10 protein-coding genes are annotated in these 15,558 nt (G+C 37.0%); 4 read left to right on the top strand and 6 right to left on the bottom strand.

Going from position 1 to position 15,558, the window contains the following annotated elements; translation table 11 throughout:
• Positions 1–5: 5 nt before the first annotated feature.
• The 6 genes from AC1M9P_RS12475 to uvrB all read right to left on the bottom strand — a co-directional run bounded on the left by AC1M9P_RS12475 (position 6) and on the right by uvrB (position 8,324).
• Positions 6–764, bottom strand: coding sequence for an MFS transporter (locus AC1M9P_RS12475; RefSeq protein WP_481587798.1), 759 nt, complete (start codon positions 762–764; stop codon positions 6–8).
• 189 nt (positions 765–953) lie between these two features.
• Positions 954–2,411 carry a glyceraldehyde-3-phosphate dehydrogenase gene (locus AC1M9P_RS12470; RefSeq protein ID WP_180028420.1) on the bottom strand — a complete coding sequence of 486 codons (1,458 nt, stop codon included), beginning with the start codon at positions 2,409–2,411 and terminating at the stop codon, positions 954–956.
• A 245-nt stretch (positions 2,412–2,656) separates the two neighbouring features.
• Positions 2,657–4,369, bottom strand: coding sequence for a hypothetical protein (locus tag AC1M9P_RS12465; protein ID WP_481587797.1), 1,713 nt, complete (start codon positions 4,367–4,369; stop codon positions 2,657–2,659).
• Between the two features lie 157 nt (positions 4,370–4,526).
• Positions 4,527–5,471: an EamA family transporter RarD gene (gene rarD / locus AC1M9P_RS12460; RefSeq protein ID WP_481587796.1), complete on the bottom strand. Its 945-nt coding sequence runs from the start codon at positions 5,469–5,471 to the stop codon at positions 4,527–4,529.
• 106 nt (positions 5,472–5,577) lie between these two features.
• Positions 5,578–6,180, bottom strand: a complete 603-nt coding sequence (locus AC1M9P_RS12455; protein WP_179997910.1) for a lipocalin family protein — start codon at positions 6,178–6,180, stop codon at positions 5,578–5,580.
• Positions 6,181–6,302: 122 nt separating this feature from the next.
• Positions 6,303–8,324 carry an excinuclease ABC subunit UvrB gene (gene uvrB, locus AC1M9P_RS12450; RefSeq protein WP_180028424.1) on the bottom strand — a complete coding sequence of 674 codons (2,022 nt, stop codon included), beginning with the start codon at positions 8,322–8,324 and terminating at the stop codon, positions 6,303–6,305.
• A 190-nt stretch (positions 8,325–8,514) separates the two neighbouring features.
• Between uvrB and AC1M9P_RS12445 the strand changes: the two genes are divergently transcribed.
• From AC1M9P_RS12445 to AC1M9P_RS12430, 4 genes are all read left to right on the top strand, one after another.
• A complete protein-coding gene (locus tag AC1M9P_RS12445) occupies positions 8,515–9,300 on the top strand; it encodes an A1S_2505 family phage non-structural protein (RefSeq protein ID WP_092767050.1) in 786 nt (261 codons plus the stop codon).
• Between the two features lie 76 nt (positions 9,301–9,376).
• Positions 9,377–10,792, top strand: a complete 1,416-nt coding sequence (locus tag AC1M9P_RS12440; protein WP_092767051.1) for a sensor domain-containing diguanylate cyclase — start codon at positions 9,377–9,379, stop codon at positions 10,790–10,792.
• A 146-nt stretch (positions 10,793–10,938) separates the two neighbouring features.
• Positions 10,939–12,381 (top strand): sensor domain-containing diguanylate cyclase, encoded by a 1,443-nt coding sequence (locus AC1M9P_RS12435; RefSeq protein ID WP_481587795.1) that lies wholly within the window; start codon positions 10,939–10,941, stop codon positions 12,379–12,381.
• A gap of 262 nt (positions 12,382–12,643) precedes the next feature.
• On the top strand, positions 12,644–15,538 hold the full coding sequence (locus tag AC1M9P_RS12430; RefSeq protein ID WP_481587794.1) for a calcium-binding protein: 2,895 nt from the start codon (positions 12,644–12,646) through the stop codon (positions 15,536–15,538).
• Positions 15,539–15,558 lie beyond the last annotated feature (20 nt).

The following is a 15,558-nucleotide window of genomic DNA, read 5'->3' as shown; positions in this document are numbered from 1 at the left end:
CGAGCTCACTGGGCTTTTACCGATTCAGCAGATTGATCATCCTTCTGAACTTTAATGGATGATGCTACTTCCACTTTTTGATTTTTTTGTAATGTTAAGGTATTGAGTGGGATAACCAACTCACCTTTTTGTATTTTTATTGGCAAAGTATTTTGTACTTCGACTGAAGCCTCTAGTGCAGTTTTAATGGGTGCATTCAAGTGACCTTGTACTGGTATATCCACATCTAAATCCGTTTTTAATGGGATGCGTAGATTCTCTTTTAAATCAGCTTGAACAGGTGCTTGAAATTTCAAGTGAACCATTTGATCTAAGGGAACATCCATTTCAACAGGTACATCAAGTTTAATTGGAATCGTCCCTTTCAATGGCAATGTAATATCTTTGCCCAAAATGCGAACCTTAACTTTAGTATCTACTGCTAAATTTTGATCTACAATCAAATTTTCACGGACTGGAATAACCGTTTTAATTGGTACTTGATTGTCGAAATGAACCATAGGATTCAATGTCTGTTGTACAGGAATAGAAAGATTTTCACGTATTGGAATGGTCGTTTTAACACGACCTGTCACATTTACATCCAAAGCATCATGGATTTGAACTTTCGCTTGCAATGGCTCCTGAAGATCAATATTCACGGCTTGATCTTCAAGTGGAATGTAAATTTTAAAATGTTGAAAAACCCATAAGGCAATTGCTATACCACTCGCGGCAGCCAAAGCAATCAGCACGAAGCCAATGACAAGATATTTGATGCGCAAAAATATAATCCTTTAACACTTATTTTTTTAATCACCTGCTCACAATCCATATTTTATGTGAACAAATACGCAATTTTTCAATATTAAACCACTTATTTCGAAGAAACCATATTGCTCTAAAGTCTTAATTACGTAAATTTAGGCAAATAAAAAAGAGCCTCGAAAGAGGCTCTTTTTATGCTTTACAAATTATGCATTTGTTTCAGCAGGTACTTTTGGATAGCTTACGCCGCCCATTTGTTCAGCGATACGCAGAACTTGGCAGCTATAACCAACTTCGTTGTCGTACCATACATATGCTGTTAAACGGTTACCAGACGTAATTGTTGCTTGTGCATCAAAAACACCTGCAGTGCGTGAACCGATAAAGTCAGATGATACAACTTCAGTAGAGTTTGTATAACCAATTTGACCTTGGAGATTAGAGTTAATAGAAATTTGACGAATATATTCGTTCACTTCATCACGATCAACTTCTTTATCTAAAGTCAGGTTAAGGATTGCTAAAGACACGTTAGGTGTTGGTACACGTACAGAGTTACCAGTTAATTTGCCTTTAAGCGCTGGAAGTGCTTTAGCAACTGCTTTAGCAGCACCCGTTTCAGTGATCACCATATTCAATGTTGCAGCACGGCCACGACGGTCAGCTTTATGATAGTTGTCGATCAAGTTTTGGTCGTTCGTGAACGAGTGAACTGTTTCAACGTGACCATTAATCACTGTATATTTGTCATGAAGTACTTTCAACGTCGGTGTGATCGCGTTAGTAGTACAGCTTGCAGCAGAGATGATTGTGTCTTCATCAAGAATGTCAGCTTGGTTTACACCAAACACAACGTTCTTCATGTCACCTTTACCAGGTGCAGTTAAGATTACACGTGCAGCGCCTGGGCATTTAAGGTGCTGAGCAAGACCTTCAGCATCACGCCATTTACCAGTGTTATCAATCACCAATGCATTTTCGATACCATATGCAGTGTAATCCACTTCTGATGGGTTCGATGCATAAATCACTTTGATGAATTGACCATTCGCAATAATTGCTTCGTTCTCTTCATCTACAGAAATCGTACCTGCAAATGGACCATGAATAGAGTCACGACGAAGTAAAGAAGCACGTTTCTCTAAATCACCATCAGATGATTTACGAACAACAATCGCTTTAAGGTTTAGACCACGACCAAGACCAGACTGACCAATCATAAGACGTGCAAGGATACGACCAATACGACCAAAACCATAAAGCACAACATCTTTATGCTCAACAGATGCAGCATTTCCTTGTAGTGATTTAACAGCGTCAGCAACGAATGCATCTACATCGCCACCTTTTGCTTTAAATTCTACAGCAAGTTTGCCTAAATCGATTTCAGCTGTGCCGATATTTTGTACCTTAACCAATGCTTCAAGGATTGGGAAAGTATCTACAGCAGAAAGTTCAACGTCTAAAACACGTGTACGACGGTGAGCTTTAAGAATTTGGATAACCGAGCGGTTAATTAAAGAGCGACCGTATACTGTAGCTACGATGTTTTTTTCACGGTATAACTGACCAACAAGGGCAATCATACGTTCCGCGAGTTCTTCACGGTTTTTCCAGCGACCTTGGTGCTCTGCATGTAGGGCAACGATAGTGTCTTTGCTCACAGATACGTCCTCTAATTAATTGTAAATCTAAGCATAAATTTCAAAACCCCATAATTGTAAAGGAATTAACTCAGAGTTGAAATGAAAACTCGGTTTATTTTTTACTAAAGCAATTTTCTCTTTGTAAAAAATATATTTTAGCCATTGAATTACAATATAATTTTTTGGGTAAATGATTTCATTTAAATATCAAATACTGATCATTAAGCCTACAAATCCAATTTCGTCACTGAGTTGCAGTCAGTTCAACTAAATAAAGGGGAAGCCGAAATATCCTGACTCAACATCATATTTAAATCTTCTAAATTAAAATCTTCTAAGTTTTCTGGGAGTTTGACCAATACTGGAAGCTTAGTTAAACCATTTTGCCCCGAGGGGAATGCATAATGTCGCTCAAACTCACTTGTAGCTGAAAAACTTTCAAATTCAATAAATACACTATATTTACGGTAGTTCTTAGGCACACTTAAAATATCTAGATAAGCCTGCTTCTTGATTTTCACCATGGCCAATGAAGTTTGTTGAAGTTCTTTTTCTAACTTTTCTCCAGCCACCATTCTTTTTAAAAATGAGCCTTGAACTTCAGCATAATCTCGTTTCAAACGCATCGTATGAGACAGCATTTCTCGGTAATCTTGAATATGTTGGCTTAAATCTTCTTGTAATGCATTTAACGGTTTCTTGGAGCGCTCATGCATGACTCCACGCTCATACATATTCAATGGTACAAATATTTCATCTTTACGCTTTTCAAGTAGTTTTAAATAGGCTAACAACTTGTATTCAAACAATTGGACTGAGGAATTAAAAAATAATGAAGGCTGTTGTTTAAAATCTTTATAATTCGCCAGAATATCTGAAAATATGCGATGCACACTTTTAAACAGATGCTCATATTCTTCAATATGTGATAAATGCTGTTCTAAAGCCACCACGAGAGGTTGTAGCAATTCGACAGTCAATGCTTGCTCAATCTTCCGTAAATGCTGTTTGGCTACAAAATCACTATTACTTCCAGCCATCCCTAAATTTTGTGTCAAAAGCGGTAATATCTTCTGTTCAGCAACATCTTCAAATTCTTGCACAATTTGAATGACATCTTTATGGACTTGATGCTGAATAGTAACCATCATCTGCACGTGTTCCATAAACTGTTTGATATACCCCTCTTCATTGTAACGGCGCATATCCAAAACCAACCCATTGAGATAAATTTGCTGGTTGTATTCCATTCGATCTTCAAATAAAAAACGACGGATCGAAAATGGATTTTGTTCAAACTGACTGGTTGGTGCGATGACGAATAGAAATTCAGAGGTTTTAACAATATCAAAGTGTCGAATGGACTGTTCTTTCAGCAACCATTGTGCAAAAAAAGGATGCTCCATGATCGATGAGTTTCTAGGTAGAAGGGGTTTAAACCAATACCCCAATAATTGTTGCTTAATAAATACCTCTATCATAAAGCTCTTAATCTGAGCTGAAGTTAACTGACGAGCTCCAACTGGTGTTTCAAGATTTAATTCACGAATTAACTTAGCAACATCTTGCAAAAAAACCCGACGCATTAACATTTTTTCGCGTTGTAATTTTAAATTGTCCTCAACAGCAATTAGGTCAATTTGATACAGCGCATTTTCTAAATAGTCTGCCACTTGTACGCAAGCCGTCATCTCCTTCAACCATTGGATAGATTGACATAACTTTGCTGCAATGGAGCGCATTCTTTCACTAGAAAAACTATGCTTTAAAATTCCCAGCGACGTCGTGACTTTATATTCGAATGTGTTATTCACACGATTCCAAAATATATCTTTAGGTTTGAGAATTTGACGATCAATTTCTTCGCGAACGTCACTATCTGAATGTTGAAATATACGCTCTAAGAGTCTTTGCCAGTTTAAATCCAGACTAGGCTCCATCTGTAATAATGCTGCTCTTGTTTGGTACTGAATCATGATTGTTAAATTAGAATTATTATTGATTTAACAAATTTACCACATTTTTATGTTTTAGTTAATTATGTCACAAATATTTTTAAAGAATAAGTAATTATTCTTATCATTCAGTCAAAAACTCTTATGTACAACTCATGCTTATGTAATGATATGAAACTTAGTGCTCATCTTTTTTGGCTAGACGCGATTGTAGTTTCTTATGTTGATATTGAAGTAACTTTTCAGTTCTTCTTTGACGATAGAGATAAATTGTACCTTCCAAAATAAGGAGCAATACAGCAAACCAAATTGGAATATAAGTCAACCATTCTCCTGCTTCCACGCGTTCACCCATTGCTATTGATGCTCCTGCCAACAAAATCGGCTCTAAATAACTCAATAACCCAAAAATCACAAATGGAAGATATCTGCTCGCCAATATGTAACTTCCAAGCCCTAAGGCACTTAAGCAACCTAGACCTAGTACGGCTAAAATGAGATATTTAAACTCAATGATCAGGGGCAATGTGTTTGAATAAAAAAATGCTAGAAAAACAGCAACTGGAATAACCAGCAATAAATCCCACCAGAATCCACCTAAATGATCTGTTCCAAATTTTCTTCTTAAAAAAAAGTAGATCGGATAAGCCACAGCAACATACATGGTTTCCCATGCCACAGTACCGATGCGCCAGATTTCATGGCTAACACCAAGAATTGCAAAAAACACTGCTGCAATTTGCCACTTTGAGAGCTTTTCTTTGTAAAGAACGCAACCAAAGAGAACCATCACCAGAGGCAACAAAAAATATCCTAAAGAAACCTCAAGCCCCCGACCATTGATTGGCCCCCACAAAAATAACCAGAGTTGAGTTGTACACAAAAATGAACTGATCAAGAGCCAAATTAAAATAGATGGTTGTTTGCAAATTTTATTATAAATTTCTCGAACATATTTTAGATCACCCGACCACCACATAAACAGCGTTAAGAAAGGTAACGTGGCTAACATTCGCCAAGCAAAGGTTTGCTCGCTGTCTAGTGGTCTAAGAAAATACGTATAAAAATATAGCACCCCAAATGTCACTGATGCCATAACTGACAATGCTATACCTTTTAACATATCTGAACCTAAATTTTACCAAACGATATTATAGCTAGAATTCGTAGCAATAGATGTTGATGCATAAAAAAACCACGCCTTAGCGTGGTTCTGATCATTTTCAACATTATTTTGTTGAACCAGGTGCTTGACCCGTTTGCTTTGTACGTATCACATCGCTTAAGTCATAACCAACGGATTTAGCATAATCAAGATACTCATTCACAACTGCTTGATCAGGATTATGCGTGCGAGAAAGCACCCACATATACTTACGTTTAGGCTCACCCACAAGTACAGTTTGATAATCCTCATCCAGTTTCAGCACCCAATAATCGCCACGACCAACTGGTAACCATCGAATAGCACTCGGCAAGAAACTAACTTTCAATTTTGTATTAAATGGCTGATTTTGTACAAATGCCTCACCCACTGACTGAGTAACTTTACCGTCAGCAGTAAAACAACGGTTATCAACATTGACATTACCATTTTCATTTAATGTATATGTCGCAGTTACATCACGATCACACTTGTTTTGGAAATAAAGTGGCTTACGTGCTACTTCATACCAAACACCTAAGTATTTATCGAGTTCAACTTTTTCAACAGTATTGAGTGGCTTGTCCTGAGCATAAACCATCGTTGCTGCCCCTAAACCAACCAATAAGGCACCACCCAATACAATCTTGCTAACATTGAAACCAGCAGATGGGAGACTCTTGATCATCTAAATAACCCCTATTTATTGAATTTGTTTGTGAGTATTCATTTACTCTTCAACAATAACGGTTATTTTTCGGCTTAATGTTACGTTATGTGATGATTTTACAGTGTTTTCTGTAAATTAAATCACTGAATTAACTGTGCTTTTAAACGCACGATCTCATCACGGAAACGCGCTGCTTGCTCAAACTGAAGCTCTTTCGAAGCTTTGAGCATTTCCTTCTCTAATTTAGCCAAATGTTTTGCCAATAGTTTTGGATCGGAAACTATATGGCGCTCATCCGCACTTAATGCACGTGCTTGTCCCGATACACTCTCATCAATTGACTCATCATCATACTCTTCACCAGTATCAATTTCTTTGATGACTTGGCGGACTGCTGAACGCGGAGTGATGCCATGTTCTAAGTTAAAATTAATTTGTTTGGTACGGCGACGCTCCGTTTCATCAATTGCTTTTTGCATTGAATCCGTAATCCGATCTGCATATAAAATAGCCTTTCCTTCAACATTTCGAGCAGCACGACCAATGGTTTGGATAAGTGAACGTTCTGAGCGTAAAAAGCCTTCTTTGTCGGCATCTAAAATTGCGACTAAAGATACCTCTGGCATGTCTAAACCTTCACGGAGTAAGTTAATTCCAATCAATGCATCGTAGACACCTGTTCGTAATTCATGAATGATCTTCACACGTTCAACAGTATCGATATCAGAGTGCAGATAAGCCACTTTGATCCCGTACTCTTTTAAATATGACGTCAAATCTTCAGCCATGCGTTTGGTTAACGTTGTGACCAAGACACGTTCATTTTTATCTTTACGTTGATTAATCTCCGAAAGGACATCGTCCACCTGAGTCAATACTGGACGAATCTCAATAACGGGGTCAATCAAACCTGTTGGACGCACCACCTGCTCGGCAATTTGTTCTGATTTTTCTAATTCATAATTGGCAGGCGTCGCACTGACATAAATTGTAGTAGGAATAATACGTTCCCACTCTTCAAACTTCATTGGTCGATTATCCAATGCACTTGGCAAGCGGAAACCATAATTCACTAGATTTTCTTTACGTGATCGATCGCCTTTATACATCGCACCAATTTGAGGAACCGTAACATGCGATTCATCAATAATAAGTAATGCATCCTCAGGCAGGTAGTCGAAAAGCGTTGGCGGGGCCTCTCCAGCTGGTCGACCTGATAAATGTCTCGAGTAATTCTCAATACCATTGGTATAACCAAGCTGTTGCATCATCTCAAGGTCATATCGAGTACGCTGTTCAATACGTTGAGCTTCAAGCAATTTATCTTCAGCTCTGAAATATGCCAAGCGCTCTTTGAGTTCTTCACGAATCGTTTCGATGGCACGCTGCAAGTTATCTTTAGGCGTCACATAGTGACTTTTTGGATAAATCGTAATTCGTGGGACTTTACGAATCATTTTTCCAGTCAAGGGATCAAACCAGCGGATCGAATCCACTTCATCATCAAATAGCTCAATCCGCACTGCATTTTGTTCTGACTCTGCGGGGAAAATATCAAGAATTTCTCCACGAATTCGATAAGTACCTCGTAAAAATTCGAGTTCATTACGCGTATATTGCATTTCTACCAATCGACGAATCAACTCATCACGGCTGACTCGATCACCTGTCACAATATGTAAGAGCATATTCATATATGCGTTAGGATCACCTAAACCATAAATGGCGGACACCGAAGCAACGATAATGGCATCCTTACGCTCAAGCAAAGCACGCGTTGCGGACAACCGCATCTGATCGATGTGATCATTAATAGCAGAATCCTTTTCAATAAAAGTATCAGATGACGGTACGTATGCTTCTGGCTGATAGTAATCGTAATAACTTACAAAATACTCAACAGCATTATGTGGAAAAAAAGCTTTAAATTCTCCATAGAGTTGAGCCGCAAGGGTTTTGTTGTGTGCCATTACAATAGTAGGACGTTGTAATTGCATAATCACATTCGCCATCGTATAGGTCTTACCAGAGCCTGTTACCCCTAATAACAATTGATCCTTAAAACCTTGTTCTACTCCTTTAACAAGTTTCTCAATCGCTTGAGGTTGATCACCTGCAGGCTCGTAATTAGTTACTAATTCAAATGGACGACTGTCACTCACTCGATAATTCTCGCTATACAGATGATGAAAATATGCAATAACACTGGTAATGCATGGCTTGCTTGCTCAAATCTTTATGATTTACTCATCTGATGATGAGGGTGAAAACCATAAATTCAATCAATTTTACTTGACCCTTACAGCAATCAATTGCACCATGAACTTAAATTGCATGTTGATGAAAAAAACTATGACTTACCAATATCACGATGAAACGATTATCAACAGTTTAAATGAAGATACAGTATTTGTATTTGGTAGTAATTTAGCAGGCACGCATGCAGGTGGTGCTGCAAAAATTGCACTTCAACATTTCGGTGCGATTAAAGGTGCTGGCCGCGGCTGGGCTGGACAGAGCTATGCAATACCCACCATGAATGAGCATTTGCAACAAATGCCTCTATCTCAGATTGAACACTACATCAATGATTTTAAGATCTATACAAAAAACCACCCCAAGATTAAGTATTTTATTACAGCCGTTGGTTGTGGTGTAGCAGGTTACAAAGTTGCTGAAATAGCCCCCATGTTCAAAGGTATATCAAAAAATGTGATTTTCCCGATTTCGTTTAAACCTTTCGTTGAACGAACCTTTCCTAAATTAAACCAACCTTTATTACATGCCATTTTTTCTTCTGAACTGCTGTTCGCGGATTCTTTAGAAACGGCATTTGAGCAACTTAATTTAAATGAATCTGAAAAGAAACTAGCCAATATTTTGATCGAAACGCCGATGTTCCCCGTGGACAGTAATGGACGTGAACGCATATTTGAAATCGAAGATATCCTCTATCATCTAAAAGATCAAACCTTCCAATATGAACCGAAGTCCGATCGTGCATTCATGATGGGTGGTGTGGTATTGGCTTTACTTGAACTCTACCAAATTAATGAACAAGATTTTGTTGATGTTTGGCAAGGGCTTAAGTCAATTTCTGCGCCAAAACCTGAGCATCGAGCAAAAAAATCAGTTTAATAAGATGTTGATTTTATAAGATTCATTCACTTATATTGTATAAATGAATGAATTTTAAACACCAAGGCTCGCATCTATGGATCATTTAGATCTGACCATCTTTGATTTATCTCCAATTGCGATGTGGCTACAAGACTTCAGCGGTGTTAAACAAATTTTCGAACAATGGACTGCTGAAGGTATTGAAGATATTGAAGCATATTTAATGGAGGATCACAGTCGTCTCCACCTTTGCTTGAGTACGATTCATACCTTACGTGTTAACCAAAGTACGCTTAAACTGTATGAAGCAAAAAACTTAGAAGAAATTTTAGAAAGTTTTCAGAAGTTCCTTCATCCTGAAGTCAGCACTTTCCAAATCCAATTTTTTGTATCACTTTGGAAGAATACTGAACATCATATTCCAGTGATCAATTATACGACCAATGGAAAGCGTTTAGATGTTCAATTACGCGGTATGAAATTAAAAGGTTATGAGGATAATTGGAAATGCCTACTCATGACCACCGAAGATATTTCCCAATATCAAAAAGCACGTCATTTTGCCGAATCTTTATTTACTTATAATCCAACAGCACTATGGATCATGGATTTTAGCCAAATTAAAAAAAGATTTGAGCTGCTCCGTTTGCAAAACATTGAGAATTTAGACCAACACATTCATCAACATCCAGAATTTGTTGTGGAATGCTTTGAGCAAATAAATTTCATTGATGTCAATGAAGCGGCGCTCAAACTTTTTGCTGTGAAAGATAAATCTCAATTTTTACATCATTCTCATGATTTATTTGATATTAAACGTTTGGAAAATTTTAAAAGCCAGTTACTACAATTGTGGAATCATGAAGAATATCAACAGCGAGAAAGTAGTTTCTACAACGCGAATGGAGAACAAATCTTCGTTTTAGAACAATTAAATATTTTTCCACATAATTTAGATGATTGGGCGGTGATACAAGTCGCCCTTACAGATATCACTGAGCGAAAAAAATTAGAAAATCACTTACATTATTTGGGTCAACATGACATTTTAACTGATTTACATAACAGAACTTATTTTAATGAAGAAATTGAACGGATTGAGCAACTTGATCTCTATCCAGTGTCTTGTATTTACATTGACATGAACGGTTTAAAAATCATCAATGATCAGTTCGGACATGATGTCGGTGATCAGTATCTAAAAAACTTTGCCGAAATTCTTCAATTTGTCACTCACAAAAAAGATTTTTCAATTTCTAGAATAGGTGGCGATGAATTTGTATTATTGATGCCTCATGCCGATGTTGAGCAAGTTAAAATCCTTGTTCATGATCTTGAAACTCAAATACATCAACATAATCTAGATCACCCTCATCTTTCTATCAGCGTTTCACTCGGACATGCTACAAGACTTAAAGGCGAAACCTTAGAAGATATGTTACGCCGTGCAGATAAATGCATGTATATTAACAAGCATCATTTTTATCAAAATAAAAATCTAACGAATTGAGCTTAGGATTTAGCTCAACGTTAGCTTAGCTTAAAAAAGTGTCTTAAATCACGTAAATAATAAAAAAATTTGAATTTTATATCAAAATAATTTAGTGCTATATTATCCACAATTTATTGTTTTAAAAGAAAAGTTCAAGGATAGTTATGGAGATACTTGATTCATCAATTTTTGATTTATCTCCTATCCCAATGTGGTTGGAAGATTTTAGTGCCATTCAAACCATCTTTAACCAATGGCGTAGTGATGGGGTTACTGATTTAGCTTTACATCTTCAGCAAAATCCATATCTTGTGACTTTATGCGCACATCAAATTAAGATTGTTAAAGTAAATCAAAAAACACTCGATCTTTTTGAAGCACAAAGCCTTAAACATCTCACTCAAAATTTAAGCACCATTTTCCAACATCAAATGTTTGATGCACATGTAGCGGAATTAGTTGCACTTTGGAAGGGTGAATTAGAGTTTACAAGTACAACCACTAATTTCACCTTGAGTGGTCAACCCTTAGACATAAAACTGCGAGCTGTCGTTTTACCTGGTTCAGAACAAAGTTTAGACCGTATTTTGCTTACTACAGAAGATATTAGTGGTTATATGCAAGCTCGGCGTTTAGAAGAAAAAAATCGTCGATTAGCTGAAGCAAGATTTAGTTATTCACCCACATCATTATGGGTTGAAGACTTTAGTCGCATTAAATTAAGACTCGATCATCTTAAATCAATTGGTATTGATGATTTCAGAACTTTTTTAGATGTGCATCAAGATTTCGTACAACAATGCATTGAAGACATTGTATTACTAGACGTCAATCAAGCAACATTGGATTTATTCAAGGCATCGACGAAATCTGATTTATTTCAAAATCTAAAAAAGGTTTTCTCAAAAGAAATGCATCAAACTTTTAAGGAACAATTGATCGAACTATGGAATGGGAAAATTCATCATAGTCGTGAAGCAATCAACTACGCTTTAGATGGTTCAATTCGCTATGTTCTACTTCAATTCACTGTGTTTCCAGGTTATGAAGAAGATTGGGGACTTGTACAACTTGCCCTAACGGACATTACAGCGCGAAAAAAAGCTGAGAGCTATTTAGAATATTTAGGTAAACACGACGTTTTAACAAAACTCAAAAATCGCTTGTTCTACACTGAAGAAATCCATCGATTGGAACGCGCACTTATTCGTCCAGTTTCTGCAATTTTTCTAGATATGAATGGCCTTAAACCGATTAATGATCACTTTGGTCATGATGCAGGTGATGAGATTTTACGCAGAATGGGTAATATCTTAAGTAGAACGATTCACAATACCAGTTATACAGCCTCTCGAATTGGAGGTGATGAATTTGTTATCCTGATGCAAGGTGCAAATGAAACTACCGTTCAGTCGACGATTTTGACCATTCAAGAATTATTGAATATCGATAATCAATATTATTCTAACCATATCATCAGTGCATCAATGGGATTTGCTACAAGCCTTGAGAATGAAACAATTGAGGATATGTTAAAGCGTGCAGATCAATCCATGTATGATCATAAGAGACAATACTACAAATATTTATCAAATAAAAATCAATAATTTATAATATTTTTTTTATTTTTAGATCATACATTTTATTTGTTCTTAAAACACCAGTACTTGCACTGGTGTTTTTTTAAAAAAATCAATCTTATTCAGCTCTCATATAAGCTTTACTATATTTTTCATTAAATTATGACAAAAAATTCATGTTCTTGTCTAACAAAAGCAATTGATTTTAAATTAATAAAATGTGATCCTCATCACACTTTAATCACTAACAATGATTAAAAACACTTTATTTTTATAAGAGACTATAACAATGGCTTTGTTCAATTATAAATCATTCGATTACTTACCTAACTTTAAATTAAGTTCAGTTCTCTCAATTCCAGCTCAACTCGTTGGTAATGGTCTAATCGCTGCCACCAATGCTGTAAATACTGTTCTTGATGTAGTTTCTCCTATTGGTTTAGCAGGTAATGCTTTACTTGGCAAACCTTTCGAAGCAGTGCACGAACTTGGTGATAAAATTATTGATGCAGCTTCAGATGCAGTGAATTCAGTGGGTAAAGCACTTGGTGCAACCATCGAACCGAATGACACTCATCATAAAAATGAGTGGGAAGACAAAGAACTCAGCTTAGATAACATTTTAAGCCTTCCTGGGGATTTAATTGGAAACACCATTATCGGTGCAACCAATATTGCCAATGATATTCTTGATGCTGCTGCACCGATTGCTATTGCAGGAAATGCGCTTATCCCTGGTTTTGATGTTGTTCATAAAGCAGGTGATACGATTATTGATGCTGTCTCTGATGTGGCTCATGACATTGGCTCAGCGATTGGCGGGACAATTGAACCTAAAGATACTCATTATGATAATGAATGGTCTCAAGAGCTTCCATCAGCTACTGAAAACCTAAAATCAATTGTGAATACAGTTGCAAATCAAGTTGAAAATGCACTTGAACCTATTTTCGATTATGTTCCTGATTTCAAATTTAGCTCAGTACTTTCTATTCCAGCTCAGTTACTAGGTAATGGTTTAGTCACGACAGCAAATTTAGTCAATACAGTTTTAGATGTGGCTTCGCCTATTGGCCTAGCAGGTAATGCTCTACTTGGTAAACCATTTGAAGTTGTTCATGAGTTAGGTGACCGCATTATCGATGCAGCATCGAATTTACTCAGTGGTGCTGGTGAGGCCCTCGGCTCAAATGTAGAAGCAAAAGATACACACCACAAAAATGAATGGAAAGATGGCGAACTTAGCCTTGATTCAATTTTAAAAATTCCAAGTGAGCTGGTTGGTAATTTGATTATCGGCAAAGATGGCATCGTGAATGATTTATTAGATAGCGTTGCGCCATTGGTTAAAGTTGGTGATAAATTCATTCCTGGTTTCGAAGAAATTCATAAAGCCGGTGATGCAATCATTGATCAAATTTCAGACATTATCGTAAATATTGGTAAGGATATTGGTGCCACTCTTCCACCTTCAGACTCACATTTTGATCGAGAATGGGGGCAACCAAAACAACCAGATCAATCTAATCCATCAGATGACGGTCGTCCTAAATTCTACAAAATTGACAATCAATTCAGTTACCGCGTAAGTGAATCTGCATTTAAACAAGTTCAAGAACTATATAACAAGTTTATCTCAACTGGTTCTTTACAAGGTAAAAATTTCTGGCGCCCTATTTATACCGTGATCAAAGAAGATTTAGCATCAAATGACGCAGTTGATCAGGGTACTAAAAACTGGTTAAAAGTTGCTGAAGCTGTTGCAATAGCTGATCCTCAGAGCTTCCTTTATCAATATGTTCGCTTAGGAACAGGTAAATCACTCGCAGATAAAGGCATCTATATTACGGATGAACAATTCTGGCAAGCATCAAATGTATTGATCAAAACTTTAGCTGACAATTTCTTGAATGGCGTTAAAAATGCTGATGGCGAGACTGTTGTTCCAGCAGGATATTTACCAAGCTCTGATGGTAAGTTTGGATTGGTACTTATGGATGCAACTCAAGCTCTTGAAAACTTGGGTGGCGAGCTAGGTGATTGGACAGGTATCACACCATTAAGTATTCTTGATCACTATTTAGGTGTGGATACTTCACAATTGAACGGTGGTGATAGCCGTCCGTTTACTTGGTATTTAGAGCTATTAGGTGATGTGGTTAAAGCGAACTTAAAAGCTGGTGCGAGTATCTTTGATGTTGTGAATCAAATCGTGACTGAGGGCTTAAACTTCGTTGGACAATTCATCAAAGGTGAAATATTTGATGATGGCTTCTCTTCACGTGATCAACTTGTAAATACATTGACTCAACTTGCTTACGCATATGCAGGTGATTTAGCTGGTTCTGTAGCAGTAGCGACAAACTTATTTAACCCTAACACCAACATTATTACCACTTACTCAGTTTTCGGACGTACCTTAAACGGTAAAGATGGTAATGACATCATTAAAGGCGGTGTCGGCAACGATACGCTTGTAGGTGGTAAAGGTGATGACTTGCTCTTTGGTGGTTGGGGCAATGACATTCTAAAAGGTGGTGAAGGCATCAATGTCCTCGTAGGTGGTCGTGGTGACGATACCTATTATGTACAATCAAAATATGACTTCGTACTTGAACACAACTATGAAGGTACAGACACTGTCATTAGTTCTGCAGATCAGTATCAATTAACCGAAAATATTGAAAACCTTACGCTGATCAATCCAATCAAAGAACTTTTGATTGCTGGATCAGAAATTCAACAAAGTGGTACGGGTAACCAATCTGACAACATTATCACAGGTAGCAAATTCGTAAATAACGAACTAAAAGGCCTCGCTGGAGATGACACCTTAATCGCAAACGGGGGTCTAATTAACATCTTAAATGGTGGTATTGGTAACGACAAATTGTATGGCGATCTTGGTAACGAGACATACTATTTTGATCAAGGCTTTGGAATAGATACAATCTATGAAAAAGGTGGTCAAGATACCATTCAATTTGGTGCTGGTATCTCAATTGATGATTTACTCGTTCAAGACTCTGGGAATGATCGTATCATCAAACTTAAAGATTCTGCTGATCAAATCACTATTAAAGATTGGGCTAAAGGTGAAGCACATCAAGTTGAATCAATCGTATTTAAAGACGGTTCTACATTCAACTTACTGACTCTAGATCAAAACTTAAGTTACGTGTAATTCTTCCCTGCAAAAAAATA

Source organism: Acinetobacter sp. 25-47-122 (assembly GCF_056779695.1).
This window is presented reverse-complemented; position numbering and strand designations above follow the sequence as displayed.